Below are 21,896 nucleotides of genomic sequence, written 5' to 3'. Positions count from 1 at the left end.
GCAGACCACCTCATGCCCGAAATCGGAAAAACATACGCCCGAGACAAGGCCGACATAGCCGGTGCCGATCATCGCAATCTTCATGAACAAATCTCCTGTGCCCGAACGTCATAACCTGCGGAAACGCCCGGGTAAATCACCTCCCCGAACTGTCGGCCCCGCCCGAACTGTCGGCCCCGAGCGAACTGTCGGCCCCGAGCGCCGAGGATGCAAGATGGCTGAGGCCGACGGGGGCCAACGGAAAGGCTTGTAGGGAAGTTTTGCCGAAGCAGGCAGCGCGCCCGTACGGGCGCGGTTTTTCGGCGACGCGGATAAGAGACGCCGCTCTGGACTTCTTTCCGATGGCTGGCTGCGCAGAACATCCGATACCGAGGCTTGTTTTTTCACAATGCCGTGCGGATCGTTTATTGTCGTGGCCAGCGCCCCATCTATCATATGAATCCATATGTCGCGGAGGTCGCAAGGATGCGGCCGGTGGCCTTGCCTTGCAGGCAAGATGCCGCTTCGCACAGACACGAAGGGAGACAGAAATGACCCCGTACCGCCCCACCCGCCGTGCCCTTGTCCTGACCGGTGCCGCCGCAGCCGCGGCCGTAACAACCGGCGGCGGGCTGGTGACACCCGCCCGCGCCGCAGGCGTTGCGCCGACCCCTTCGATGCGCGGCGGCGCAAACAACTACCTGCCAGGCGCGCCAATCGTCGAGCGGATTGGCGGCGGCGGGTTCTGGATGTCGGGCACCGTGCGTCGTTCCGGGGACGGTGCGCCGCTGGAAGGCGTACGCATCCAGATCTGGGCCCACACCACCGAAGGCCACGAACGCGACCCGCACAGCCATGGCGCGACGCTGACCCGGGCGGATGGGACATTCCGGCTGGAGATGCCACAGATCATTCCCGCCTTTGGACAGGCGCATGGCCATCTGGCTTATGACGACCCGGCGTTCGAGACGGTCTTTCTGAGGCCTGTCATGAGCAGCCCGAATGACACGAGTCTCAGTGCGGATTTCGTGCTCAAACCCGCCTGACGCAGGGTGTCCTTGCGTCCTTTCCTGATCTGGCTCGCGCTGGTTGTCGCGATCGTTGGACCGCTTGCCATCGCTGCCTCCAGTCCGCTGCTGGCCTGGCGGCAACCGATCTATATCATCGCCGGTTTCGCCGGGGTCTGCGGCTTGGCGATGCTGCTCCTGCAACCGCTACTTGCCTCGGGTCGCCTGCCGGGCCTCACCCTGCCAGTCTCGCGGAGGATACACCGGTTTCTGGGTGCCCTGCTGGTGGCGGTGGTGATCGTCCATGTCGCAGGCCTGTGGGTGACCAGCCCGCCCGATGTGATCGACGCGCTGACCTTTGCGTCGCCCACGCCGTTTTCGGCATGGGGCGTCATTGCCATGTGGACGATTTTCCTGACCGGTTTGATCGCAGCGCTGCGCCGTCGGCTGCGTCTTTCGTCACGACAATGGCAGTGGATCCACATGGCGTTGGCGGTGGTGATCGTGGCGAGCACCATCGTCCACGCGCTGCTGATCGACGGCACCATGGGCACCCTATCCAAGGCCATGCTCTGCGCGCTAGTGGCGGGTTCGGCGCTTTGGGTCATGATCGACATGAAACGCCGTCGAAGCGGGAAGCGACGCAGCCGGTAGACTGCGCCTTTAGGTTTCTTCACGGCTTGGGACGGGCGGCGAGTTCCGCTTCGAGCTGTGCGATTCTTTCGTCCCGTTGCATCAGCGCCGCGCGCACATCTTCTGCCTCGAAGCGCTGGGGTATGTTCTGGCGGCAGTTCACGTCCCATGTGCCGATGTCGAACAGGATTGCCCGTTCCGGACGGCCCCTGCCGTTTTCCGATACCAGGCGTCCCAGCAAGGCGGGATCGTCCTCGACCACGCGCGCCCTGCCCCAGAGCTTGATCCGGCGGCGCTGCGCGTAGTCAATGAGAAACAGGAAGGCCTGCGGATTTTCGGAGAGATTGCCGAGCGTGATATACTGCCGGTTGCCCGCCAGATCGGCGAACCCGATCTGATAATCGTCGAGCACCTTAAGAAACCCGGCCGGGCCGCCACGATGCTGGATATAGGGCTGCCCTCCGGCGCTTGCGGTGCCGAGAAACACGCTGGTCTGGGCGGCGATGAAATCTGCCAGATCGGGCGTAATCCGGTCCGGCCAGGGATTCTGGGCATCGCCGCCGACAAAGAGATCGCGCGACCCCTTGGCCTCTTGCTGCGCCTTGACGGACGGTGAAAAGGCAATGTCGCTGGGTGTATGATGGGTCATGGTGTGGTCCCTCTGCCTTTCGATACGCTTTTATCCTTCGTCGGGTCATGGACGGTCGGCTGGTTCCTGTCGCATCCGCTCATACTCACTTGTGGCTTGTTCCCGAGAACCGTTTGTCCGGCTAAACTTGCACCTTCCGCGTTTCGAAAACAGATCGTAAGATTGCAAGGCACCCTTCCGGAAAGTGGGAATATGGCGGACCGTCTCGATTCCATGTCCATCCTTGTTGCAGCCGTCGATGCCGGAAGCCTGTCTGCGGGCGCGCGCCAACTCGGCCTGCCCCTTGCCACGGTCAGCCGCCGGATCGCCGATCTGGAGTCCAGTCTGGGCACGCAGCTGATGCACCGGTCGGCACGGGGAGTGAAACTGACTGACCCCGGTGCGGCCTATGTCGCTGCCTGTCGGCACATTCTCGAAGAGGTCTCGGAAGCGGAACGCATTGCTTCTGGTGAATTCTCCGTGCCGCGCGGGGTGCTGACGCTGTCGACGCCGATCGTGTTCGGGCGTTTGCATGTGCTGCCCTGTGCGGTCGGATTTCTACAAGAATACCCCGAGGTGGAGCTGCGGCTGGAACAGACCGACCGGCCGATCAGCCTGAGCGAAGAACATGTGGATGCGGCGATCCGGATTGGCCACCTGCCCGACAGCAGCCTGCGGGCAAGGCGGGTGGGCGCGGTCCGGCAGGTGGTCTGTGCCAGCCCGGCCTACCTGAAAAAAAGAGGCCGTCCGGACAAGCCCAGCGACCTGAGCACACATGACTGCATCGTTTTCGAAAACCTCATGAGCAATGAGCGCTGGTCATTCGGCGATGGGACGGACAAGCGCGCGGTGCCGATCCGCTCGCGGTTGACCGTGAATACGGCCGAGGCCGCCATCGATGCCGCTGTTGCCGGTTTGGGCGTGACCCGCGTGCTATCCTATCAGGTCGCTGACGCCGTGGCCTCGGGGCAGCTTGAGATCCTGCTGGAAAAGTACGAGCCTTCACCCTGGCCGGTCAGCATCCTGTTTCGTGACGGTCTTGTGCCGCGAAAGCTGAGGGCTTTCATCGATTTCGCCGCGCCAAGGCTGGAAAAGGCGCTGGCCGGATAGATTGTCGGCACGGGAAGAGGTGTTTGCGGCTTGGGCCGTCGGACAGATGCGCCGTGTGCGAGCGCACCAAGAAGACTAAATTGGAGCCCACCAACCAGTCATTCAGCAATGGTAAAGCCAGACCGGGCCGGACGATCTGCGCGTCCGGCCCGGTCAAAGATCATACAGCTGGCAGCTGATCGAGGTATTTGTCCAGCGTCACCGGATAGTCGCGCACGCGCACCCCGGTTGCATTGTAGACCGCGTTCGCGACTGCCGCCGCCACACCGCAGAGCCCAAGCTCACCCACGCCCTTGGCCTTGAGCGGGCTCGATTGGGGATCAAGCGTGTCCAGGAAGATCACCTCCTGATCGGGGATGTCCATGTGGACCGGCACCTCATAATTCGCGAGGTCATGGGTCACGAAAAAGCCGCGACCCTCGTCGATGGCAAGGTCTTCCATCATTGCCGCGCCGACGCCCATCACCATGCCGCCGATCACCTGACTGCGCGCGGTAATCGGGTTAAGGATGCGCCCCGCGTCGCAGGCCGCCAGCATACGGCGCAGCCGGATCTCACCGGTTGCCACATGCACGCCGACCTCGACGAAATGCGCGGCGAAAGTCGAAACGATTTCCTCGTCGCGGGAATCGCTGAATTCCATCGAGTATTCGGCGACGATCTCGCCCTCAGAGGCAATCGATGCGAGGGTCATCTGTTTTTCGCCCGTATGGACACCCGCGTTCTTGAAAGTGAGCGAGTCGGTATCGTTCACCCCGATCTTCTTGGCGATCTCGCTGCGCAAGGCAAGGCAGGCCGCATAGGTGCCTGCGGTCGAGCTTGCCGCGCCCCATTGCCCGCCTGAACCGGCGGAAACCGGAAAGTCACTGTCACCCAGCCGAACCTCGACCATGTCGAGCGGCAAGCCCATTGTTTCGGCAGCAGTCTGCGCGATGATCGTGTAGGACCCTGTGCCGATGTCGGTCATGTCGGTTTCGACGATGAGCCGACCGTCGGGCTGCAGCCTGACCCGTGCCCCGGAGTCCTGGGCCGGGCTACCGCGATACGCGCCCGCCATACCATGACCGATCAGCCAGTTGCCGTCGCGCCGCTCGCCCGGCGTGGCGTTGCGATCACCCCAGCCAAAGGCCTCTGAACCCTGGTTCAGGCATTCAACAAAATGCCGTTCCGAGAAAGGCTTGTCCGGGTCTTCGGGATCGACCTGGGTGTCGTTGATGGCGCGGAATTCCACCGGATCCATGCCCAGCTTCTCCGCCATCTCATCCATCGCGATTTCCAGCGCCATGAGACCGGCCGCCTCGCCAGGTGCGCGCATCGCGTTCGCTTCGGGCAGGTGCATTTCCGCCAGATGCTTGACGATCAGTCGATTTTCGCCAGCGTAGAACTTCTGGGTCTGGCTGATCGCGTTTTCTCCATCTCCGCCGGGAAAGGTATGCGAGATGGCCTCATGCGCGATGGCGGTGATTTTCCCATCCTGTTGCGCGCCAATCCGGATGCGCTGGATCGTCGACGCCCGGTGGGTCGTATTGTTCATCACCATCGGACGCGGCAGCATCACCTTGACCGGTCGACCGGCCTTGCGCGCGCCAAGCGCGGCCAATACCGAATCCGCCCGCAGGAACAGCTTGCTGCCGAAGCCGCCACCGATGAAGGGGCTGTCGATCCGCACATATTCCGGGTCCATTTCAAGCGTCGTGGCCAGCGCTTGCCGTGTCCATTCGATCATCTGGTTCGAGGTCCAGACCGTCAGCTTTCCGTCCTTCCATGCGGCGATGGACGCATGCGGTTCCATCATCGCATGGCTCTGACTGGGCGTGCGGTACTCCTGATCGAGCGTCACCTCGGCCGCTTCGAACGCCGCTTCGAAATCGCCAACCCGGCTGACCGGATCGGAACGATCCTCGCGCTTTTCCTGCCACGCGGCTTCGAGGTCATAGCTGCCCTTCGTCACATCATAGTCCACCTTGATCAGGGCAGCGGCGGCACGAGCCTGTTCAAGGGTGTCTGCAACAACGACACCAATGGCCTGATGGTAATGCGCGACCTCCGCGCCGCCGAAAAGCGGCGCAACGTTCATGTCTGAGGGGATCGGCATCTCGCCCGTGTCGAGCGTGGTGACGATAGCGACCACACCCGGCGCGTTGAGCGCGGCCTCGGTGTCCATGTTGGTGATGCGGCCCTGAGCGATGGTCGAAACCACCGGGTAGCCAACAAGCTGACCCTCGGCGGCATCATGGCGTTCGTAGGCATAAGGAGCCCGGCCCGATACCTTCAGCGGTCCGTCGACACGCGGCGTGGGTTTGCCGACGACTTTGGAATCGTCAAAGACGTTTTCTCCGGCTGGTTCATTGAATTCCATCGTTTCACTCCTCTGCCAGCATGGCGGCAAGCGTGCGCTCAGCCAGCGTGATCTTGAATGCGTTTTCCTCGGTCGGACGTGCACCCTCGAGCAGGCGCGCCATGACGGCGCGTGCGCCGTTCGGCAGCTCGCCATCGGCCTCATCAGACCGCCAAGGTTTCGGCGCGACGCCGCCAAGCGCCACCCGCCCGGTGCCATCCGGCTGACGGATCAGGGCCACGGATACGAGCGCAAAAGCATAAGACGACCGGTCGCGCACCTTGTGATAGGCATGAGTGCCGCCAACAGGGGCTGGCAGGGTCACGGCGGTGATGATCTCCCCCGGCATCAGCGCGTTTTCCTGCTCCGGCGTGTCGCCGGGAAGCTTGTGGAAATCGGCCAGCGGGATCTGGCGCGTCATGCCGACCGGCGTGATCGTTTCTACCGCTGCATCCAGGGCCCGCATGGCTACGGCCATATCGCTTGGATGGGTGGCGATGCAACTGTCCGACGTACCGATGACCCCAAGCTGGCGCGAGAAAGCGCCTTCGCTGAGCGCACCACAGCCCGAACCCGGCTCGCGCTTGTTGCAGGGTTGGGCCGTGTCGTAAAAATATGGACAACGCGTTCTTTGCAGCAAGTTCCCGGCGGTCGTCGCCTTGTTACGCAACTGCCCCGAAGCACCTGCCACCAATGCACGGCTGAGCACACCATAATCGCGACGCACGGTTTCATGCGCGGCCAGATCGGTGTTGCTTACCAGCGCGCCGATGCGAAGACCGCCATCGTCGGTCGCGGAAATTTCGTCCAGCCCCAGACCGTTCACGTCGATCAGGTGGACAGGCGTTTCAATCTCGAGCTTCATAAGGTCGAGCAGGTTGGTACCACCCGCGATGAACTTGGCGCCTTCGACCTCGGCGGCGCGCGCCGCTGCCTGCGCCGCGTCGCCGGCGCGTTCGTAGGAAAAGGGTCTCATGCCTGTTCCTCCGCTACCTTGGTGATCGCGGCGAGGATGTTCGAATAGGCACCGCAGCGGCAGATATTGCCGGACATACGTTCGCGGATTTCGTCATCTGTCATCTTGATCCGCGCGGTCAGATCGTCGGTCACGTGGCTGGGGATTCCGGCACGGATTTCGTTCAGCACCGAGCGGGCCGACATGATCTGGCCGGGAGTGCAATAGCCGCACTGAAACCCGTCATTTGCCACGAAAGCCGCCTGCATCGGGTCGAGATCGTCGGGCGTACCGACGCCTTCGATCGTCTGAACCTCGTCACCGTCATGCATGACCGCGAGCGAGAGGCAGGAATTCACCCGCTGACCGTTCACCGTGCAGGTGCAAGCGCCACATTGACCGTGGTCGCAGCCCTTCTTTGTGCCGGTGAGCTTCAGATTTTCACGCAGAAGATCAAGCAGCGTGGTGCGGTTGTCGACCGTCAGTTCCTGTTCTACCCCATTGACGGTAAGCGTGATGGTTGAATTTTCGGCGCCGGACGGCGTAAGGGCCGCTCTGCTTTGCGCTGCTGACCGCCGGCCGGTCGCCGCGCCGATCGCGACTGCCGCACTGCTCGCGACAAGTGTGCGGCGGCGGATTTCGAATTCGATTGGGGCCCCCATGGTCATATCCTCATTTTTGGCTGTCGGCTCTTGGCCGGTTGCTGAATTCATCTGGGTCATGAGGGGGAACTAGCGGCAATGCGGCTTCCGACTACCCCTGTCTCGCTCACCAGCAATTGACTGGCGATTTCACGATCGGAGACTATTCGCGAAAAACGAAGGTCGTTGCCGGCCGAAGTCTGCAGGCACGGATGCCAGATATCCGAAGCGTTTGACGGGTGATGCAAGAAGAGGAAAAATGGTGCGGGTGAAGGGACTTGAACCCCCACGCCTTGCGGCGCCAGAACCTAAATCTGGTGCGTCTACCAATTCCGCCACACCCGCCTGCGCCGGGACAGATGTCCGCTGCGCTGGCGCCTCATAGCAAAGGTAAATGCGGGATGCGAGGGCTAATTTACCTTACCTGACGGCCATTTTCGAACGCATCTTACGGGCCACACTTGCCATTCAGCAGGTCGCGAAAAACCTGTGGAAGCTGTTCCGGCAGGTCCTCGGCGATGAGGCCCGGGCCAAAGCTGCGCGCACATTCCACATGCAGCCATGCCGCGGTACCGGCCGCCTTGAGTGGCGGAAATCCGCGCGCCAGCAGGCCGGTAATGAAACCGGCGAGCACATCGCCCGCCCCCGCCGTCGCAAGCCAGGGCGCCGCACGGTCATAGACGGCGGCATTCAGGAGGCAACGCCCGCCGGGATCGGCGATCACCGTATCGGGGCCCTTGAGCAGCAGGGTGCAGCCGGCCCGTCGCGCCGCCGCGCGCGCCGCATCGACCCGAGAATAGGCCGGTCCCGTAGTTGGCGTGCCGCTGAGCTTTTCGGAGAGATCAGGAAAGAGCCGTGCGAATTCGCCGCCATGCGGGGTCAGGACACAAGCGTCGTGCAACGCGTCGAAGAGCGTATCGGGGGTATCGGCAAAGGCGCTGAGCGCATCCGCGTCGAGCACTGTCGGGCGGGCCGTCTTTAGCGCGGCGGGCACGAGATCGCGCGCCCTCTCCTGCCCCAGTCCCGGCCCCAGGCAGAGCGCGTTGAGCCGCGGGTCTTCGAGCGCGGCGTCGAGACTTGCCCGATCCGCGATGCGTCGCAGCATGATAGCGGTCAGATGCATCGCCGATTCGTGACAGGCGGCAGGCGGCGCGCCCAGCGTCACCAGCCCCGCGCCGATCCGAAGCGCCCCGCGCGCCGCGAGCCTTGCCGCGCCGGTCTTGCCCGGACCGCCCGAGAGCACGAGCGCGTGGCCATGGCCGTATTTGTGATCGGCACTGCGCTTGGCGAGCGCGTCGAGATCGATATCGGATGTTTCGAGCAGGTGAACCGGTGTCATCTTTCCGCCTCCGGCGGGAGTATTTCGGGCAAGAGGAAAATCAAAGGCCGATATCCGCAATCACGAGCTTTCCGCAATAGGAAGGACCATCGGCTAGGTAATGGCCCAGCTTGGCACGGTGAAAGGTGATGGTGAGATCGGCGGGAATGGCACCCATGTCGCGGCCGGAATCGCTACAAAGCCCACTGGGAATGTCGACGGCGACCCGTTTCGGTTGATGGCGCCCGTCGCTGGCGTTCAGCGCCGGATGCAGGCGGTTGATGTCGTCGAGCGGGCGGGTCAGCCCGGTGCCAAAGAGCGCGTCGATGCAGAGATCCGGGTTTTGAACCGGGGGCTGTTCCCAAGGCATGACGGGGTTCTTTTCAGACCAGAGCGCGTGGTTCGCACGGGCGTCGGGGGGTAGTTTCGCCGGATCGCCAAAGAGGTGCAGATCGACCTGCCAGCCCCTGTCGCGAAGCAGTCGGGCGATCACGAAACCATCCCCACCATTATTGCCGGGACCGCAGAGAACCACCGCCGTTCCCGGTTCTGTGGCCAGTCCGGGCCAGGTCCCGAAAATGGCCTTTACCAACGCCCGCCCAGCGTTTTCCATCAACTCGGCCCCGCTTGTCCGGCCGCCCTGAATGGCGCTTTGTTCGGCTTCGCGCATGTGCTCTGCTGTCCAGACTTCGGTCATATCGCCGCCTCCGTTCACAAAATGACTAATTTTTCATCGCAACGCACAAAAAAATATCGCACAATCCGGTTCTGTCTTGCCACCCAAACCCCAATACCCCTAACCGATTGTGGCGGGTAGGCAGAAATGATCTGACCCGGACGAAACGCGGTTGAGAGGAGCCCCCAATGAAAAAGATCGAAGCCATCATCAAACCGTTCAAGCTGGACGAGGTGAAGGAAGCGTTGCAGGACGTTGGGGTCCAGGGGCTCTCGGTGATCGAAGTCAAGGGATTTGGCCGCCAGAAGGGCCATACCGAACTATATCGTGGCGCAGAATACGTGGTCGACTTTCTGCCGAAGGTGAAAATCGAGGTGGTGCTGGACGACGATCAGGTCGATGGTGCCATCGAGGCGATCATCGCAGCCGCGAAGACCGACAAGATCGGGGATGGGAAAATCTTTGTCACATCGGTTGAACAGACCATCCGCATCCGGACCGGGGAAACCGGCTCGGACGCGCTTTGATAAGTCAAACTCTCAGAAATAGGGGAAGATAGGGAATGAGCAAGGACGCAGTTCTCAAGCTAATCAAGGATGAAGACATCGAATATGTCGACATCCGTTTCACGGATCCGCGCGGCAAGTTGCAGCACGTCACCGTCATGTCGGACCAGGTCGACGAGGATTTCCTCGAAGAAGGTTTCATGTTCGACGGCTCTTCGATTGCCGGCTGGAAGTCGATCGAAGCCTCCGACATGAAGCTGATGCCCGACACCGAAAGCAGCTATATCGACCCGTTCTACGCGGAAAAGACGCTTTGCATCCATTGCTCGGTTGTCGAACCCGACACTGGCGAAGCCTATGAGCGAGACCCGCGCGGCACCGCCGAAAAGGCCGAGCAGTACCTGATCGAATCCGGTATCGGCGATGCAGCCTACATGGGTCCGGAAGCTGAATTCTTCCTCTTCGACGACGTGAAGTACTGCAACACCATCAACAAGGTATCCTATGAGGTCGACGCGACCGACGCGTCCTGGAACACCGATACCGACTACGAGATGGGCAACATGGGCCACCGTCCCGGCGTCAAGGGCGGCTACTTTCCGGTGAACCCGACCGACGAAGCGCAGGATTTGCGTTCGGAAATGCTCTCGACCATGAAGCGTCTGGGCATGAAGGTCGACAAGCACCACCACGAAGTTGCGTCCTGCCAGCACGAACTTGGCCTGATCTTCGGCACCGTCACCAAGCAGGCGGACGAGCTGCAGAAATACAAGTACGTCATCCACAACGTCGCGCATGCCTATGGCAAATCGGCGACCTTCATGCCAAAGCCCATCGCGGGTGACAACGGCACCGGGATGCACGTCAACATGTCGATCTGGAAGGACGGCAAGCCGCTCTTTGCCGGCGACAAATATGCTGACCTGTCGGACGAGGCACTGTGGTACATCGGCGGCATCCTGAAGCACGCCAAGGCGCTGAACGCGTTCACCAACCCGTCAACCAACTCGTACAAGCGTCTGATCCCGGGCTTTGAAGCTCCCGTGCTGCGGGCCTATTCCGCGCGTAACCGTTCGGGCTGCGTTCGTATCCCATGGTCGGAATCGCCGAAAGCCAAGCGCGTCGAAGCCCGTTTCCCCGATCCGTCCTCGAACCCCTATCTGTGCTTTGCCGCACTGCTGATGGCTGGCCTTGACGGGATCAAGAACAAGATCGATCCGGGCCCGGCCATGGACAAGAACCTCTATGACCTGCCGCCGGAAGAGCTGGCCGACATCCCGACCGTCTGCGGCAGCCTGCGTGAGGCGCTGGAAGAGCTCGAAGCCGACATGGACTTCCTGCTGGCCGGTGACGTGTTCACAAAGGACCAGATCGAAGGTTATATCGCTCTCAAGATGGAAGAGATCGAAACCTATGAGCACACGCCGCACCCGGTCGAGTTCGGCATGTACTACAGCTGCTAAGCGACCGTTCCCTCGGTCCTTTATCGGGGCGTCCCTTGCGGGGCGCCCTTTTCTTTTCCGGGCCGGGAAAACACCGTTTCCCGAGAGGTGACAAACCGGGCGACTTTCCAGAATATTGCCACATTAAACGCACATAACAGGCTAGTTTCGTGGCGAATGTGCCGTCAGACCAAGACTGACGGAGCACCCCCATGCCGGTTCAGACCGACTTTGCCACTCGTATCGCCCGCATCGAGGCACGCGCCGCCAGTGGCCAGAAGGCCGAATTCGCGCCGCTTCCCGATGAACCGGTCAAGCCCCATGATGATTGCCCAAGCCGCAGCCTGTTGTCAGGCCTCTTTGCGCGGCTTGTCTTTCCGGTGGTTGCGGGCACGGCGATCATTGCCGCCTTTGCGGCCGGGCCGGAACGGCTGCTGCCCGAGAGCCTGCGCGAGAACCTGATGCAGTCGGACAGCCCGATCGCGCTGATGCTGTTTCCCCGGGAAGAGGCCGAGCCCCGTTTGACCGGAACTAATTGAAACCTCCTGCCCACCGGCAGCGGATGACCGGTTCATGTCGTCAACAAGCCCTACCGAGGCCATGATTGCCGGTTATCCTAGGTCCCGAAACCGGTATTCGCCTTCGCACAGAGTCCGCCCATGACCGACACAGAATTCCCGATGCAGGCCAGCCTTGTCTATGACGCGGCGCCGAGGTTCGATTTTGCCGCGCTGACCGGGGCTGCCAATATGGTCCTGCGTGAGACCGGGCACGGGGCGCTGATGATCAAACCGCAGAGCACCGAGGTTTTCGCGCTTTTCGGCAATGACATCCTGCATGCGACTATAGCAATTCACGACACACCGCTGCGCCTTGGTGGCACGAGCGGCGAAAAGCTCGCGGTCTCAAAGGCGCATGTGGTGATTTCGGTCCGGAGCGGCTCCGATCCCGTCGCTTTTGACAAACCCGAACCCGTGTCTGTTGTCCTGATGGCATCGCTGTTGCAGCAGTTGGCCCGGTCCGTACACGAGGCCGCGCCCTGCAAGAGCATGCATATCGCCGCCTCGGATCGGTTCTTCAGCGCCGATGTGTTTGAAGATCTCGACGCAACGCTTACCCCGCACCTGTTCCTATCGCTTGAAAAGCTGACCGATGTGGTCGGACCCGAAGGGCAGACTGGCCAGCAATATGTCTTTCATCAGTCCCGGCATTTTGTCGGGCGCGAACTGGTGTTGCGTGGCGTGCCGGCCAAGGTGCCGGAGGATATGGTCACCACGCTGATCGACACCCTGATTCATCAGAATCTGAATGGCGCTGTCGCGCTTGGCGATGGCGACACGATCAGCGGTTCTTTGGACATTTCCCTATACGTGCGGCACGCGACCTCGCGCGATGGGCGCGCCTGTGTTCTGGTGTCTTTCTGGCCCGAACCCGAAGGCACCTCGCCGCAGCTGCCCGCGTTTCCTGTTCAAACAGCGACCAGCCCGGCCGCTGCCCCGATTGCGGCCGAATACCCGGACGATTGGTCGGCCCCAAGTTCGGGTGCTTACTCGACCGATAAACGCACAGATAAAGGCAGCAAGTCGACCTGGATCCTGCTGGTCGGGCTTGGCCTGTTTCTATGGGTCGGTCTGCCCATACTCGATATTCCGCAGAAGGTCATCAAATCTGCGTTTTCCAACGATCTGAGCCTGGTCTCGCCGCCTCAATAATCCGGTAACGGGTTCTCAGACCAAAGGCGTCGCGATAGCATCGCGGCGTAACCCATTTGCCGGAGTTCCTATATGCCACGCCTGCCCGCCTGCCTTACCGCGCTTGCCACCGCATTCATCCTGTCATCCGGCGCTGTAAGCGCGCAGAGCTGCGGCAATACCGGCGCCGGGTTCGATAGCTGGAAACAAGCTTTTGCCCAAACGGCAAGCCGCGCCGGTGTCGGGCAACGGGGGTTGCAGGCGCTGGCGCAGGCGCAATATGCCACCAGCACCATCGCCGCTGACCGGAATCAGAAGAGCTTTCGCTATTCGCTCGAAAAATTCATGCAGGTGCGCGGCGCGGATACGATTGTCGCGCAGGGCCGCAAGCGTCTGGCGCGGAATCCGGAGTATTACGCGACACTCGAACGGCTTTACGGCGTGCCCGCCGGGATCCTTCTGTCGTTGCATGGTATGGAAACCGCCTTTGGCGGGTTCATGGGCGACAGCCGCGTGGTTTCCGCCATCACGACGCTGGCCTATGACTGCCGCCGGTCCGATTTCTTTATCCCGCATGCGATCGGCGCGCTGAAACTGGTGGATCAGGGGTCAATCACCAGCGACACCCGTGGCGCGAAACACGGTGAGCTCGGCCATACCCAGTTCCTGCCCGGCAACGCGCTGACCTACGGGGTCGATGCTACCGGAGATGGAAAGGTCGATTTCTACAACATGACGGATGCGCTGGCTTCGACCGCCAACTTTCTGCGAGCCAAGGGATGGCGGCCCGGTCAGGGGTATCAACCGGGCGAACACAACTTTAAAGTGATTGAGCAGTGGAATAGCGCAACCGTGTATCAACAAGCCATCGCAATTATGGCAGCACGGATCGAACAATGACCGGGTAAGGCCACATTTCTGCCACATTTGATACAGGATTAGGCCACAATTCCGCCTGTGAGAACGTTAACCCGGCGTAAATCCCCATTGTTTCCAAAGACCGGCGTAATCTTGCTCATCCCAAGGCTCCCAGAAACATTTGGTCTTTTTCGCCAAATTTTGCGCAACCTTCGGGTGCATAATGAGTTTCACTGGTCCTTGGGAGGCTATTACGATGAAATTCGATTATAACGATCATTATTATCATGGCGGTCTCATTGCGGTAGGCGATGAGGCGGCTCTTATTAATACGTTCAGCAAGATAATCGCTGAGACATTCGAAGACTACGGGCATCCAGTTGAGCGCATTGCCTTTGACGAAAATCATGGCGCCTCGATCACGGCGGCGCATTATCGCGTCGACCTGCGTCCGGTACAGGAAATGGCACACGGCATGGCCGGCCAGCGGGGGCTTATATTTCAACCCTTTGCAAAGCCCCACTCACATGACACGGCGCCCGAGCACAAGCAGCGGCGCATCCAGCTGGCCATGCACCCTGCAGATCCATCGCGCGATGATCCGGATATTTCCGAGCTGTTGCTGGTGGTGATGCTCTACCGGATGATTTCCGACCATGATGTGCGCATGGTCGAATGGCTCGATCCGCTGTCCTTACTGACAGCCGAGGAGTTTCTCACGGCTTTTGCACCGGTCAACCCCGATCCGATCGAATATACCGGCCCCGGCAGCCCGAGTTTCCGTGGAGCGCTGGTGCCCGCCGAAGAGCAGAACGACGTTCGGCGACTGGCGGTCTGGGGCATGACCCTGATGATGGCCTTCCTGTCAGCCCCGGTGGCGCTTCTGATGGCGGTGGTCAATCTGGTACGGGGCGAAGACCTGCGCATCAACACGCATGTGCTCACCATCACGACGCTGATCTTTCTGGCAGTACCTGCCGGCGCACGGGAACTGATTGCGGCCCAGCTGGCATACTGACCCTGCAATCTGTCCGGTAAACCGGTCCCCCCGCGCCGTCAGGTGTCCAACACGCCTGGCGGCGCATCTTTGCGCGCGATCACGTAGGTGTGGATGATAAAGGCCACCGCCCCCGTGCGTGGCAGTCGCATCATGACCTGACGTTCGCTGCGCAGGTAACCTGCTGGTTCCGCAGACTTTTTGTTGCGAGGCGCGTCTTCAGTGCGGGGCTGGTGCAAGGCCGGATCGTGATACCCCAGCACGTTGAACCGCCAGAGCGGTTTGCCCGGCCGGATGCCGTCAAACAGCCGTTGTACCCGCTTGGCGATGTTTTCGTCATAGTCGGTAACGGGCTTGTGGATGCGCACCATTGGGCGCATGAATTTTTCAGACAGCGTCCAGCTGGCGGGGAAGCACATGACGCCGCCGGTCAGTACATGTTCATCGCCCTGTTTCTGCAGGATATTCACGTCTTCCTGGATCAGCCTGCCGATAGTGCCCAGCGGATCATCCCTATCGATGATTACCGTCACCCCATCCGGGCGCGTCACGCTATCGCCCGCGCCGGGATAGGACTGATGCAGCACCATATCGAGCATTTCCAGCGCGGCCTCACGGGCCGACTCATCCAGCGCCAGCACCTTGTCCCGATGATCGGCAAGCAACGCGTCCCTCAGCGCCATCTGGCCTGCATAGGCTTCGTCAATGATCAGCCACTCCTCGGGCGGCAGGGGCTGGATTCCCGGCAGGGCACGCTGCGCAACCGGGTCATAAGGCAGAGTTTTCTGTAACGGCGTGGTCATGCCCTGCCCTAGCACCGGTCAGCGAAAAACCCGAGCCGGAATCGCCCGGAACGTCGCGTTCATGAAAGGATTTCCTATCGGTTCCGATCGTCCGCCCTGAATTTGATCAAATCGGAAAACTTAGGCTTGGGTCGGCGCCTGTTCACAGAATGCATGAGAGGGTGCGAACCCGGGCGTGGAACCGGAAAAGCAGATGCACGATCCGTACAGAAGCCGTACACAAACTGTACACCCCCCGTGCACCCCTTTTGCCGGCGTTCAGCAGAACGAAAAAGGGCGGCCCACCGGACCGCCCTTTGTATTCAATAGGGTGCGGGTCAGCCGCGGGCTTTGCCGGTCAGCTTCCACAGGGTTGGCAGCAGCATGGCGGCCAGCGCCAGCTTGATTACGTCGCCGACGAGGAAGGGGGTCAGGCCCCACTCGAGGATCGGCTTGTCCCAACCGTAAAGCGTGCCGAGCCATGCAAGGCCGGGGACGTATATCACGACATTGCCGATCAACAGAGCCAGCGCCATCCAGCCAAAGGAGCGGTCCCAACCACGTGCGGCCAGCACACCCAGGACGGCGGTCGCCAGAACGTAGCCGACCAGATAGCCGCCGGTGCCGCCCATCATGTAGGCAATGCCATTGGTTTCCGCCGAGCTGCCCGCGAAGACATCAAAGCCAAGCATGCCGATAACCATGTAGCCAAGGATCGTCACCAGACCGAGCCGCGCGCCATAGGCCGCGCCAAGCGCCAGCACGCCAAACGTGCCCATGGTGATCGGCACCGGCCACATCGGTACACGGATCTTGGCACAGATGGCCAGAATCGCGATCCCGACAACCACCAGCGCCGCCTGCTTGAGACGGAGCGCGGTGCCTTCCTGCGCGCCAAAGCTTTGGCTGAGTACCCGCGTGGTAGAAACTGACGACATGTTATTCCTCCGGAAATGGTGTTTCGTATTTAGATGCCCGAGTTGGGGTGCCATCGCAAGCGTCTATGATGTTAGCGCCGGACCTGACGCTATGGGTTCAACCGGATGAAATGACTGATCATCGCGTAATTCTTGCGCGGACCGGTCACCCGCCAGACTGTTTCAAAATCGGGCCAGCGGCCAAAGCGGTACTGCACGCGGTAAAGGTCCGGGTCGCACCAGTGGCGTGTCGCCCCGCCCTGCCCCGGCACCTGATGGAAAAACCGGCCATCCTCGAACCAGACGGTCAGATCCTCTTGCCAGCGATAGCGGCGCTCGCCCTGCATGGGTGGCTGGCCATCCAGCATCAGTGTGCCGCTTTCATGATAGGCCATGCCGTCGCCATCCGGCAGCCAGCGGGCCGTTCCCTCGAACCGTGCGGACGGCGCGTTTTTCTGCAGGATGCGCCGGGTCAGCGTCCAGTTGCCCTCGAAATCGGCGAGTTTCAGCGGTTTCATCGCCATTGCAGCCCTTTTACACTCGGTTTTGCCGTTTTTCATCTCGCAATTCGGGGTGTGCGGCGCTCCCCCGTCTTGCTGACCTGACGGCTCCGGTCTAAGACGCGGGCGAACACACTTGCAATCAACAAACGGTGCTGCTGCCAATGATCCCCCGCTATTCCCGCCCCGACATGGTCGCCATCTGGTCCCCGGAGACGAAATTCCGCATCTGGTACGAGATCGAAGCCCATGCCTGCGATGCAATGGCCGATCTGGGCGTGATCCCGCGCGAGAATGCCGAGGCGGTCTGGAAGGCCAAGGATGTCGAGTTCGACGTCGCCCGGATCGACGAGATCGAAGCCGTGACGAAGCATGACGTGATCGCTTTCCTTACCCATCTAGCCGAGCATGTGGGCAGCGAGGAAGCGCGTTTTGTCCATCAGGGCATGACCTCATCGGACGTGCTGGATACCTGCCTCAACGTGCAGCTGGTGCGGGCCGCCGATATCCTTCTGGCCGATATGGACAAGGTGCTGGCCGCGCTCAAGAAACGCGCGATGGAGCACAAGATGACCGTGCGCGTGGGCCGCAGCCATGGCATCCATGCCGAGCCGACCACGATGGGTCTGACCTTTGCCCGTTTCTATGCCGAGATGGACCGCAACAAGGCACGTCTGCAGGCGGCGCGCGAAGAGGTCGCCACCGGTGCGATTTCCGGCGCGGTGGGAACATTCGCCAATATCGACCCCGCTGTCGAAGAGCATGTCTGCGCCAAGCTGGGCCTCAAGCCCGAGCCGATCTCGACCCAGGTGATCCCGCGCGACCGTCACGCGATGTTTTTTGCCACGCTGGGCGTCATCGCCTCCTCTATCGAAAACGTCGCGATCGAAATCCGCCACATGCAGCGCACCGAGGTGCTGGAGGGGGCCGAATTCTTCTCGATGGGCCAGAAAGGTTCTTCGGCGATGCCGCACAAGAAGAACCCGGTTCTGACCGAGAACCTCACCGGTCTTGCGCGTCTGGTCCGCATGGCGGTGATCCCGGCGATGGAGAACGTCGCGCTTTGGCATGAGCGCGACATTTCGCATTCCTCGGTCGAGCGCGGCATCGGCCCCGACGCGACCATCACGCTCGATTTCGCGCTGAACCGGCTGGCGGGCGTGGTCGAGAACATGCTGATCTTCCCCGAAAACATGCTCGACAACATGAACAAGTTCCCCGGTCTGGTGATGTCCCAGCGGGTGTTGCTGGCGCTGACTCAGGCCGGTGTGAGCCGTGAGGACGCCTATGCGATGGTGCAGCGCAACGCGCTGAAAGTCTGGGAAGACCGCGTCGATTTCCGCGAACAGCTCTTGGGCGACAAGGACGTCGTCGCCGCGCTTGGCGAAGAGCAGATCAACGAGAAATTCGACATGGATTACCACACGAAACATGTGGATACGATTTTCAAGCGGGTGTTCGGCGAGTAGTCCCGGCGACAAACACGATGCGTTCAGAGGGCCCCGCGAGGGGCCTTTTTCTGTTCATACATCGAGTTCATAGACATTCGGAATTCTCGAAAAAGGACGTTACATTTTTGCATTCAAACCCATCGCATTTATCTGCAAATTCGTTAACCTGACTCCCGCAAACACTAATATTTCAAAAACCAAAATTTCAAAAGTTCAACAGTTAAGATAAAAATGAAAGTTGGTTGGCAAAAGAAAGCTCCGAACTTAAAGAAACGAGTACATAGCGTGTTTTGTGAGAGTAGAGAAGAGGACAATGAATACATTATCTGACAAAGAACGGTTTCGCCGGACTGCACTGCTCTGCATTCATTTTTCGAGGAATTTGGCCTACTATCGGGTTTGGCACAAGCGACTTTCGCCCGGTAAACTGGGCGAAATCTGCGCGACTATCGACGGCAACTTCATCGATATTGCTGTGCTTGAATGGTGCAAGATTTTTGGAGACAGAAAAGGAAAACACTACTGGAACAAAGTTGTCATGTGTAAGGAATTTTATTCCGATATGCTCGAAGAGATTAATTTAAACTCCGATCAATTCCAAGATTACATCACTGGGATGCGCACATATCGAGATAAGTTCCTCGCCCATCTTGATGAAGAAAGAACGATGCACATCCCAAAAATGGAGACGGCAGAAAAAGCCATCAAATTTCTGCACGGATACTTGGTAAGCGTTGATGCTTTGAATAGCGATCTGGCGGGGATACCAACAGATCTGGCGAAGTATTGTAAAGAGTGCTGCAATGACGCAGTGTCTTTTCTGGATCGTTACAAAATTTGACTGGTGAGAAGTTCTGGACGGGTTCAGTTTGGGTGCAGCGCTTTCAGCCGTTTCACACCTGAATAACCACCTGCACCAATACGCCCCTGCTGCTGATTTCGCATGCGGCGCGGCCTAGGCCATCGTTGGAATGGACGTGGACCACGGTGTTGCCGACCTCGGTGACCTCGCGCGGCGCGTATTGGATGGTGAAGAGCGGCACGCCGAGACGGGTGGCCAGCCGGGTGGCGCAGATGCGTTCGTATTTGCCGGGGGCCGCTGTCGGGGCAAGACCGGCGGCAGGGAGAGGCAGGCTCTGGGCGCTGGCAAGGAGGGTCGCAAGCGGCAGGGCCTTGAGAAATTTCGTGCAACGCATGGGTTTTCCTTTTCAAAAAGACGTGTCCGTAGTCGCCAGGAACGCGCGGAACGCCTGCCCTGCCGCGTTTTGGCCTGTCCGGTGCATTTTCAACGCAACGCGGAAATTTCCGGATGGTTCAACCAAAGGGTAACTAAGCCCCGGAAAAAATCAATTCCGATGCATCAGGGGCCAAATCACTGCACAGACGCGTGAGCGGGACCAAAAGCGTTTTGACGCAGCGTCAATCGGGTTTAGCCTGAGCGCACATACTCAGCACAAGAGAGGACGAAACTGATGCCGATCAAAGCCGCCCTGACTGCCCTTGCCCTGACCCTTGTTCCCACCCTTGGCCTTGCGATGGGGTGCAACTCCGAAAAACGCGCCCAATCCTGCGCCGAAGGCACAAGCTGGGACGCACAATCGCAATCTTGTGTGAAGCAGGTTACGAGCTGAACCCGAATCCTCTACTAGTCTGATGGCGAGTTCAACGCCTGTTGCGGATAACCCGAGATGGAATCGCATGGTTATTCGCAACAGGCCCCGTTTCTGATTGGAGTTCATTATGCGTATTCTTCTTGCCCTTGCGGTTGCGATGCCAAGTTTTGCCTTTGCGGCTGGCAGTGACATGTCGAGCCCGCCCAAGACCACGAAAACCACGAGCGAGTGCGAAGGCACACAGGTCTGGGACGACAAGACCCAGTCTTGCGTCGATCCCAAGGAATCCTCGCTCGATACCGACACGCTTTACGGCGCGGTGCGCGAGCTGGCCTATGCCGGGCGCTACACCGATGCGCAGGCGGTTCTGGCCCAGATGCCCGACCAGCAGGACGACCGTGTCCTGACCTATTGGGGCTTTACCCACCGCAAGATGGGCGATCTCGAAACCGCCAACATGTTCTATGAGCAGGCGATTGCAGCCAACCCGGGCAACATGCTGGCGCGGTCCTACATGGCGCAGGGTTTCGTGGCAGAAGGCCGCACCGATGAAGCCATCGCCCAGTGGCGTGAGATCAAGGCGCGCGGCGGCGAAGGTAGCTGGGCCGAGGCTTCTCTGCGCGAGGCGATCCGCACCGGGATGACCTATAGCTACTGATCGTTTCAGTTAATATTTACGACTTTCGTCCTAGATTGCCCCGACCTCTGGAAGGGGCATTTTTTTGTTAACGAGGGCGTAGTTTTGCAAGACGATCTGGGCTTTCCGGGTCTCCCGATGATGACGTCGGGCCCGGCACCGTCGCCGATGAAAACCGGCGGCGCACCGAAACAGCTGGATGCACGGGCCAAGGCGGCCATCGTGGTCCGGCTCTTGATCAATGACGGGACGGATATTCCGCTGGAATCCCTACCCGAGGATCTTCAGGCCAAGCTAACGCAGCAGATGGGACAGATGGGCCTGATCGACCGCGACACGCTGGCATCGGTGGTCGATGAATTCGCGGATGAGCTGGAGCGGGTCGGGCTGGCCTTTACCAACGGGATCGCGGGGGCGCTGAACGCGCTCGACGGCAAGATCAGCCGCCAGACCGCCAACCGTCTGCGCAAAGAGGCCGGGGTGCGGCAGCTGGGCGACCCGTGGGAGCGGCTGCGCGCCCTGCCCATCGAGGACCTGATCGGATTCGCGGAAAACGAAAGCATCGAGGTCGCGGCGGTGCTTCTGTCAAAGATCGAAACAAAGAAGGCGGCGGAACTGCTTGGCAAACTGCCCGGGCCGCTGGCCCGGCGCATTACCTACGCGGTATCGCAGACCGAATCCGTGACGCCCGAGGCGGTGGACCGGATCGGCCTGTCGCTGGCCGCACAGCTTGACGAGCGCCCTGAAATCGCCTTTCAGGCGCGGCCCAACACGCGCGTGGGCGCCATTCTCAACCAGTCGGCGGCAAAGACTCGCGATGACATGCTGACTGGGCTCGACGAAACGGACGCCGAATTCGCCGAAAGGGTCCGCAAGGAGATCTTTACCTTCGCCCATATCTCGATCCGGGTGAAACCGGCGGATGTGCCAGCGGTGGTACGCGCCTGCGACCCGGCGGTGCTTGTCACTGCGATGGCGGGCGCCACCGACCCCGAGACCTCGGGCGTTGTCGATTTCCTGCTCGACAACATGTCCCAGCGCATGGCGGACAACCTGCGCGACGAGATTACGGACAAGGGTAAGGTCAAAAAGAAAGAGGCCGAAGAGGCCATGGGGGCAGTTGTAGCTTCGATCCGCGAACTTTTCGATTTGGGTGATATCGAAATGCAGACGGAAGAGGACGACGAAGAGGAAGAGTGATCCCCCGCGACCGCGTG

At 60.5% G+C, this 21,896-nt stretch carries 23 protein-coding genes, 1 tRNA gene and 1 pseudogene; 14 read left to right on the top strand and 11 right to left on the bottom strand.

Annotated elements, in window-relative coordinates:
- Positions 1 to 84: hypothetical protein (locus ACU0FH_RS22915; protein WP_446197014.1), on the bottom strand; the 84-nt coding region annotated here is incomplete at its 3' end.
- 446 nt (positions 85 to 530) lie between these two features.
- On the opposite strand from ACU0FH_RS22915, the gene ACU0FH_RS22910 reads away from it, so the two are divergent.
- Positions 531 to 1,025, top strand: coding sequence for a twin-arginine translocation pathway signal (locus ACU0FH_RS22910; RefSeq protein ID WP_446196975.1), 495 nt, complete (start codon positions 531 to 533; stop codon positions 1,023 to 1,025).
- A 12-nt stretch (positions 1,026 to 1,037) separates the two neighbouring features.
- Positions 1,038 to 1,640, top strand: coding sequence for a ferric reductase-like transmembrane domain-containing protein (locus ACU0FH_RS22905; protein WP_446196974.1), 603 nt, complete (start codon positions 1,038 to 1,040; stop codon positions 1,638 to 1,640).
- A 19-nt stretch (positions 1,641 to 1,659) separates the two neighbouring features.
- Here ACU0FH_RS22905 and ACU0FH_RS22900 read toward each other — a convergent pair whose 3' ends face one another.
- Entirely contained in the window at positions 1,660 to 2,268 is a 609-nt protein-coding gene (locus ACU0FH_RS22900; protein ID WP_446196973.1) for a pyridoxamine 5'-phosphate oxidase family protein, read from the bottom strand.
- A gap of 192 nt (positions 2,269 to 2,460) precedes the next feature.
- Between ACU0FH_RS22900 and ACU0FH_RS22895 the strand changes: the two genes are divergently transcribed.
- Positions 2,461 to 3,357: a LysR family transcriptional regulator gene (locus ACU0FH_RS22895; RefSeq protein WP_446196972.1), complete on the top strand. Its 897-nt coding sequence runs from the start codon at positions 2,461 to 2,463 to the stop codon at positions 3,355 to 3,357.
- Positions 3,358 to 3,517: 160 nt separating this feature from the next.
- Here the strand turns inward: ACU0FH_RS22895 and paoC are convergent, their stop codons facing one another.
- The 5 genes and pseudogenes from paoC to ACU0FH_RS22870 form a co-directional block, all read right to left on the bottom strand.
- On the bottom strand, positions 3,518 to 5,716 hold the full coding sequence (paoC, locus tag ACU0FH_RS22890) for an aldehyde oxidoreductase molybdenum-binding subunit PaoC (protein ID WP_446196971.1): 2,199 nt from the start codon (positions 5,714 to 5,716) through the stop codon (positions 3,518 to 3,520).
- A 4-nt stretch (positions 5,717 to 5,720) separates the two neighbouring features.
- On the bottom strand, positions 5,721 to 6,671 hold the full coding sequence (locus ACU0FH_RS22885) for an FAD binding domain-containing protein (RefSeq protein WP_446196970.1): 951 nt from the start codon (positions 6,669 to 6,671) through the stop codon (positions 5,721 to 5,723).
- Complete coding sequence (gene paoA / locus ACU0FH_RS22880; RefSeq protein ID WP_446196969.1) at positions 6,668 to 7,312, bottom strand: aldehyde dehydrogenase iron-sulfur subunit PaoA; 645 nt, start codon at positions 7,310 to 7,312, stop codon at positions 6,668 to 6,670. The genes ACU0FH_RS22885 and paoA overlap by 4 nt, the downstream gene beginning before the upstream one ends.
- Before the next feature lie 239 nt (positions 7,313 to 7,551).
- Positions 7,552 to 7,636 (bottom strand) — tRNA-Leu (locus ACU0FH_RS22875).
- A 103-nt stretch (positions 7,637 to 7,739) separates the two neighbouring features.
- A pseudogene (locus ACU0FH_RS22870) lies at positions 7,740 to 9,306 on the bottom strand (NAD(P)H-hydrate dehydratase).
- 167 nt (positions 9,307 to 9,473) lie between these two features.
- Here ACU0FH_RS22870 and ACU0FH_RS22865 point away from each other — a divergent pair.
- The 6 genes from ACU0FH_RS22865 (at position 9,474) to ACU0FH_RS22840 (ending at position 14,800) form a co-directional block, all read left to right on the top strand.
- Complete coding sequence (locus ACU0FH_RS22865) at positions 9,474 to 9,812, top strand: P-II family nitrogen regulator (RefSeq protein WP_088632625.1); 339 nt, start codon at positions 9,474 to 9,476, stop codon at positions 9,810 to 9,812.
- A gap of 35 nt (positions 9,813 to 9,847) precedes the next feature.
- Positions 9,848 to 11,254 carry a type I glutamate--ammonia ligase gene (gene glnA / locus ACU0FH_RS22860; protein WP_238370494.1) on the top strand — a complete coding sequence of 469 codons (1,407 nt, stop codon included), beginning with the start codon at positions 9,848 to 9,850 and terminating at the stop codon, positions 11,252 to 11,254.
- 191 nt (positions 11,255 to 11,445) lie between these two features.
- On the top strand, positions 11,446 to 11,772 hold the full coding sequence (locus ACU0FH_RS22855) for a hypothetical protein (RefSeq protein ID WP_446196968.1): 327 nt from the start codon (positions 11,446 to 11,448) through the stop codon (positions 11,770 to 11,772).
- Between the two features lie 120 nt (positions 11,773 to 11,892).
- A complete protein-coding gene (locus tag ACU0FH_RS22850; RefSeq protein WP_446196967.1) occupies positions 11,893 to 12,945 on the top strand; it encodes a hypothetical protein in 1,053 nt (350 codons plus the stop codon).
- A 72-nt stretch (positions 12,946 to 13,017) separates the two neighbouring features.
- Positions 13,018 to 13,824: a lytic murein transglycosylase gene (locus ACU0FH_RS22845; RefSeq protein WP_446196966.1), complete on the top strand. Its 807-nt coding sequence runs from the start codon at positions 13,018 to 13,020 to the stop codon at positions 13,822 to 13,824.
- A 214-nt stretch (positions 13,825 to 14,038) separates the two neighbouring features.
- Positions 14,039 to 14,800, top strand: a complete 762-nt coding sequence (locus tag ACU0FH_RS22840) for a hypothetical protein (RefSeq protein WP_446196965.1) — start codon at positions 14,039 to 14,041, stop codon at positions 14,798 to 14,800.
- Positions 14,801 to 14,838: 38 nt separating this feature from the next.
- Here the strand turns inward: ACU0FH_RS22840 and ACU0FH_RS22835 are convergent, their stop codons facing one another.
- From ACU0FH_RS22835 to ACU0FH_RS22825, 3 genes are all read right to left on the bottom strand, one after another.
- The gene (locus ACU0FH_RS22835) at positions 14,839 to 15,582 is read right to left on the bottom strand and encodes a heme-dependent oxidative N-demethylase family protein (RefSeq protein WP_446196964.1); all 744 of its coding nucleotides are present in this window, start codon (positions 15,580 to 15,582) and stop codon (positions 14,839 to 14,841) included.
- Positions 15,583 to 15,899: 317 nt separating this feature from the next.
- Positions 15,900 to 16,499, bottom strand: coding sequence for a biotin transporter BioY (locus ACU0FH_RS22830; protein WP_446196963.1), 600 nt, complete (start codon positions 16,497 to 16,499; stop codon positions 15,900 to 15,902).
- Positions 16,500 to 16,588: 89 nt separating this feature from the next.
- Entirely contained in the window at positions 16,589 to 16,996 is a 408-nt protein-coding gene (locus tag ACU0FH_RS22825) for a DUF6314 family protein (protein WP_446196962.1), read from the bottom strand.
- 146 nt (positions 16,997 to 17,142) lie between these two features.
- Between ACU0FH_RS22825 and purB the strand changes: the two genes are divergently transcribed.
- Together purB and ACU0FH_RS22815 are read left to right on the top strand one after the other, a co-directional pair.
- Entirely contained in the window at positions 17,143 to 18,447 is a 1,305-nt protein-coding gene (purB, locus tag ACU0FH_RS22820) for an adenylosuccinate lyase (RefSeq protein WP_446196961.1), read from the top strand.
- Between the two features lie 295 nt (positions 18,448 to 18,742).
- The gene (locus tag ACU0FH_RS22815; RefSeq protein ID WP_446196960.1) at positions 18,743 to 19,270 is read left to right on the top strand and encodes a hypothetical protein; all 528 of its coding nucleotides are present in this window, start codon (positions 18,743 to 18,745) and stop codon (positions 19,268 to 19,270) included.
- Positions 19,271 to 19,322: 52 nt separating this feature from the next.
- On the opposite strand, the gene ACU0FH_RS22810 is transcribed toward ACU0FH_RS22815, so the two are convergent.
- Positions 19,323 to 19,625 (bottom strand): hypothetical protein, encoded by a 303-nt coding sequence (locus tag ACU0FH_RS22810; RefSeq protein ID WP_446196959.1) that lies wholly within the window; start codon positions 19,623 to 19,625, stop codon positions 19,323 to 19,325.
- A 276-nt stretch (positions 19,626 to 19,901) separates the two neighbouring features.
- On the opposite strand from ACU0FH_RS22810, the gene ACU0FH_RS22805 reads away from it, so the two are divergent.
- The 3 genes from ACU0FH_RS22805 (at position 19,902) to ACU0FH_RS22795 (ending at position 21,879) form a co-directional block, all read left to right on the top strand.
- Positions 19,902 to 20,060, top strand: coding sequence for a hypothetical protein (locus tag ACU0FH_RS22805; protein WP_446196958.1), 159 nt, complete (start codon positions 19,902 to 19,904; stop codon positions 20,058 to 20,060).
- A gap of 109 nt (positions 20,061 to 20,169) precedes the next feature.
- On the top strand, positions 20,170 to 20,700 hold the full coding sequence (locus ACU0FH_RS22800) for a tetratricopeptide repeat protein (protein WP_446196957.1): 531 nt from the start codon (positions 20,170 to 20,172) through the stop codon (positions 20,698 to 20,700).
- A 117-nt stretch (positions 20,701 to 20,817) separates the two neighbouring features.
- Positions 20,818 to 21,879: a flagellar motor switch protein FliG gene (locus tag ACU0FH_RS22795; RefSeq protein ID WP_446197013.1), complete on the top strand. Its 1,062-nt coding sequence runs from the start codon at positions 20,818 to 20,820 to the stop codon at positions 21,877 to 21,879.
- Positions 21,880 to 21,896: the final 17 nt, after the last annotated feature.

Source organism: Heliomarina sp., from assembly GCF_052826185.1.
The sequence above is the reverse complement of the archived record's forward strand: the minus strand, read 5'-3'. Positions and strand labels throughout refer to the sequence as shown.

Excerpts from the sequence above, each read along its gene's own strand:
- purB (WP_446196961.1), top strand. The coding sequence starts at position 17,143 with ATGATCCCCCGCTATTCCCGCCCCGACATGGTCGCCATCTGGTCCCCG.
- ACU0FH_RS22900 (WP_446196973.1), bottom strand. The coding sequence starts at position 2,268 with ATGACCCATCATACACCCAGCGACATTGCCTTTTCACCGTCCGTCAAG.
- ACU0FH_RS22845 (WP_446196966.1), top strand. The coding sequence starts at position 13,018 with ATGCCACGCCTGCCCGCCTGCCTTACCGCGCTTGCCACCGCATTCATC.
- ACU0FH_RS22855 (WP_446196968.1), top strand. The coding sequence starts at position 11,446 with ATGCCGGTTCAGACCGACTTTGCCACTCGTATCGCCCGCATCGAGGCA.
- ACU0FH_RS22895 (WP_446196972.1), top strand. The coding sequence starts at position 2,461 with ATGGCGGACCGTCTCGATTCCATGTCCATCCTTGTTGCAGCCGTCGAT.
- ACU0FH_RS22795 (WP_446197013.1), top strand. The coding sequence starts at position 20,818 with ATGATGACGTCGGGCCCGGCACCGTCGCCGATGAAAACCGGCGGCGCA.
- ACU0FH_RS22885 (WP_446196970.1), bottom strand. The coding sequence starts at position 6,671 with ATGAGACCCTTTTCCTACGAACGCGCCGGCGACGCGGCGCAGGCAGCG.
- ACU0FH_RS22810 (WP_446196959.1), bottom strand. The coding sequence starts at position 19,625 with ATGCGTTGCACGAAATTTCTCAAGGCCCTGCCGCTTGCGACCCTCCTT.
- ACU0FH_RS22825 (WP_446196962.1), bottom strand. The coding sequence starts at position 16,996 with ATGAAACCGCTGAAACTCGCCGATTTCGAGGGCAACTGGACGCTGACC.
- ACU0FH_RS22865 (WP_088632625.1), top strand. The coding sequence starts at position 9,474 with ATGAAAAAGATCGAAGCCATCATCAAACCGTTCAAGCTGGACGAGGTG.
- ACU0FH_RS22815 (WP_446196960.1), top strand. The coding sequence starts at position 18,743 with ATGAATACATTATCTGACAAAGAACGGTTTCGCCGGACTGCACTGCTC.
- ACU0FH_RS22850 (WP_446196967.1), top strand. The coding sequence starts at position 11,893 with ATGACCGACACAGAATTCCCGATGCAGGCCAGCCTTGTCTATGACGCG.
- paoC (WP_446196971.1), bottom strand. The coding sequence starts at position 5,716 with ATGGAATTCAATGAACCAGCCGGAGAAAACGTCTTTGACGATTCCAAA.
- ACU0FH_RS22835 (WP_446196964.1), bottom strand. The coding sequence starts at position 15,582 with ATGACCACGCCGTTACAGAAAACTCTGCCTTATGACCCGGTTGCGCAG.
- paoA (WP_446196969.1), bottom strand. The coding sequence starts at position 7,312 with ATGGGGGCCCCAATCGAATTCGAAATCCGCCGCCGCACACTTGTCGCG.
- glnA (WP_238370494.1), top strand. The coding sequence starts at position 9,848 with ATGAGCAAGGACGCAGTTCTCAAGCTAATCAAGGATGAAGACATCGAA.
- ACU0FH_RS22805 (WP_446196958.1), top strand. The coding sequence starts at position 19,902 with ATGCCGATCAAAGCCGCCCTGACTGCCCTTGCCCTGACCCTTGTTCCC.
- ACU0FH_RS22830 (WP_446196963.1), bottom strand. The coding sequence starts at position 16,499 with ATGTCGTCAGTTTCTACCACGCGGGTACTCAGCCAAAGCTTTGGCGCG.
- ACU0FH_RS22800 (WP_446196957.1), top strand. The coding sequence starts at position 20,170 with ATGCGTATTCTTCTTGCCCTTGCGGTTGCGATGCCAAGTTTTGCCTTT.
- ACU0FH_RS22910 (WP_446196975.1), top strand. The coding sequence starts at position 531 with ATGACCCCGTACCGCCCCACCCGCCGTGCCCTTGTCCTGACCGGTGCC.
- ACU0FH_RS22840 (WP_446196965.1), top strand. The coding sequence starts at position 14,039 with ATGAAATTCGATTATAACGATCATTATTATCATGGCGGTCTCATTGCG.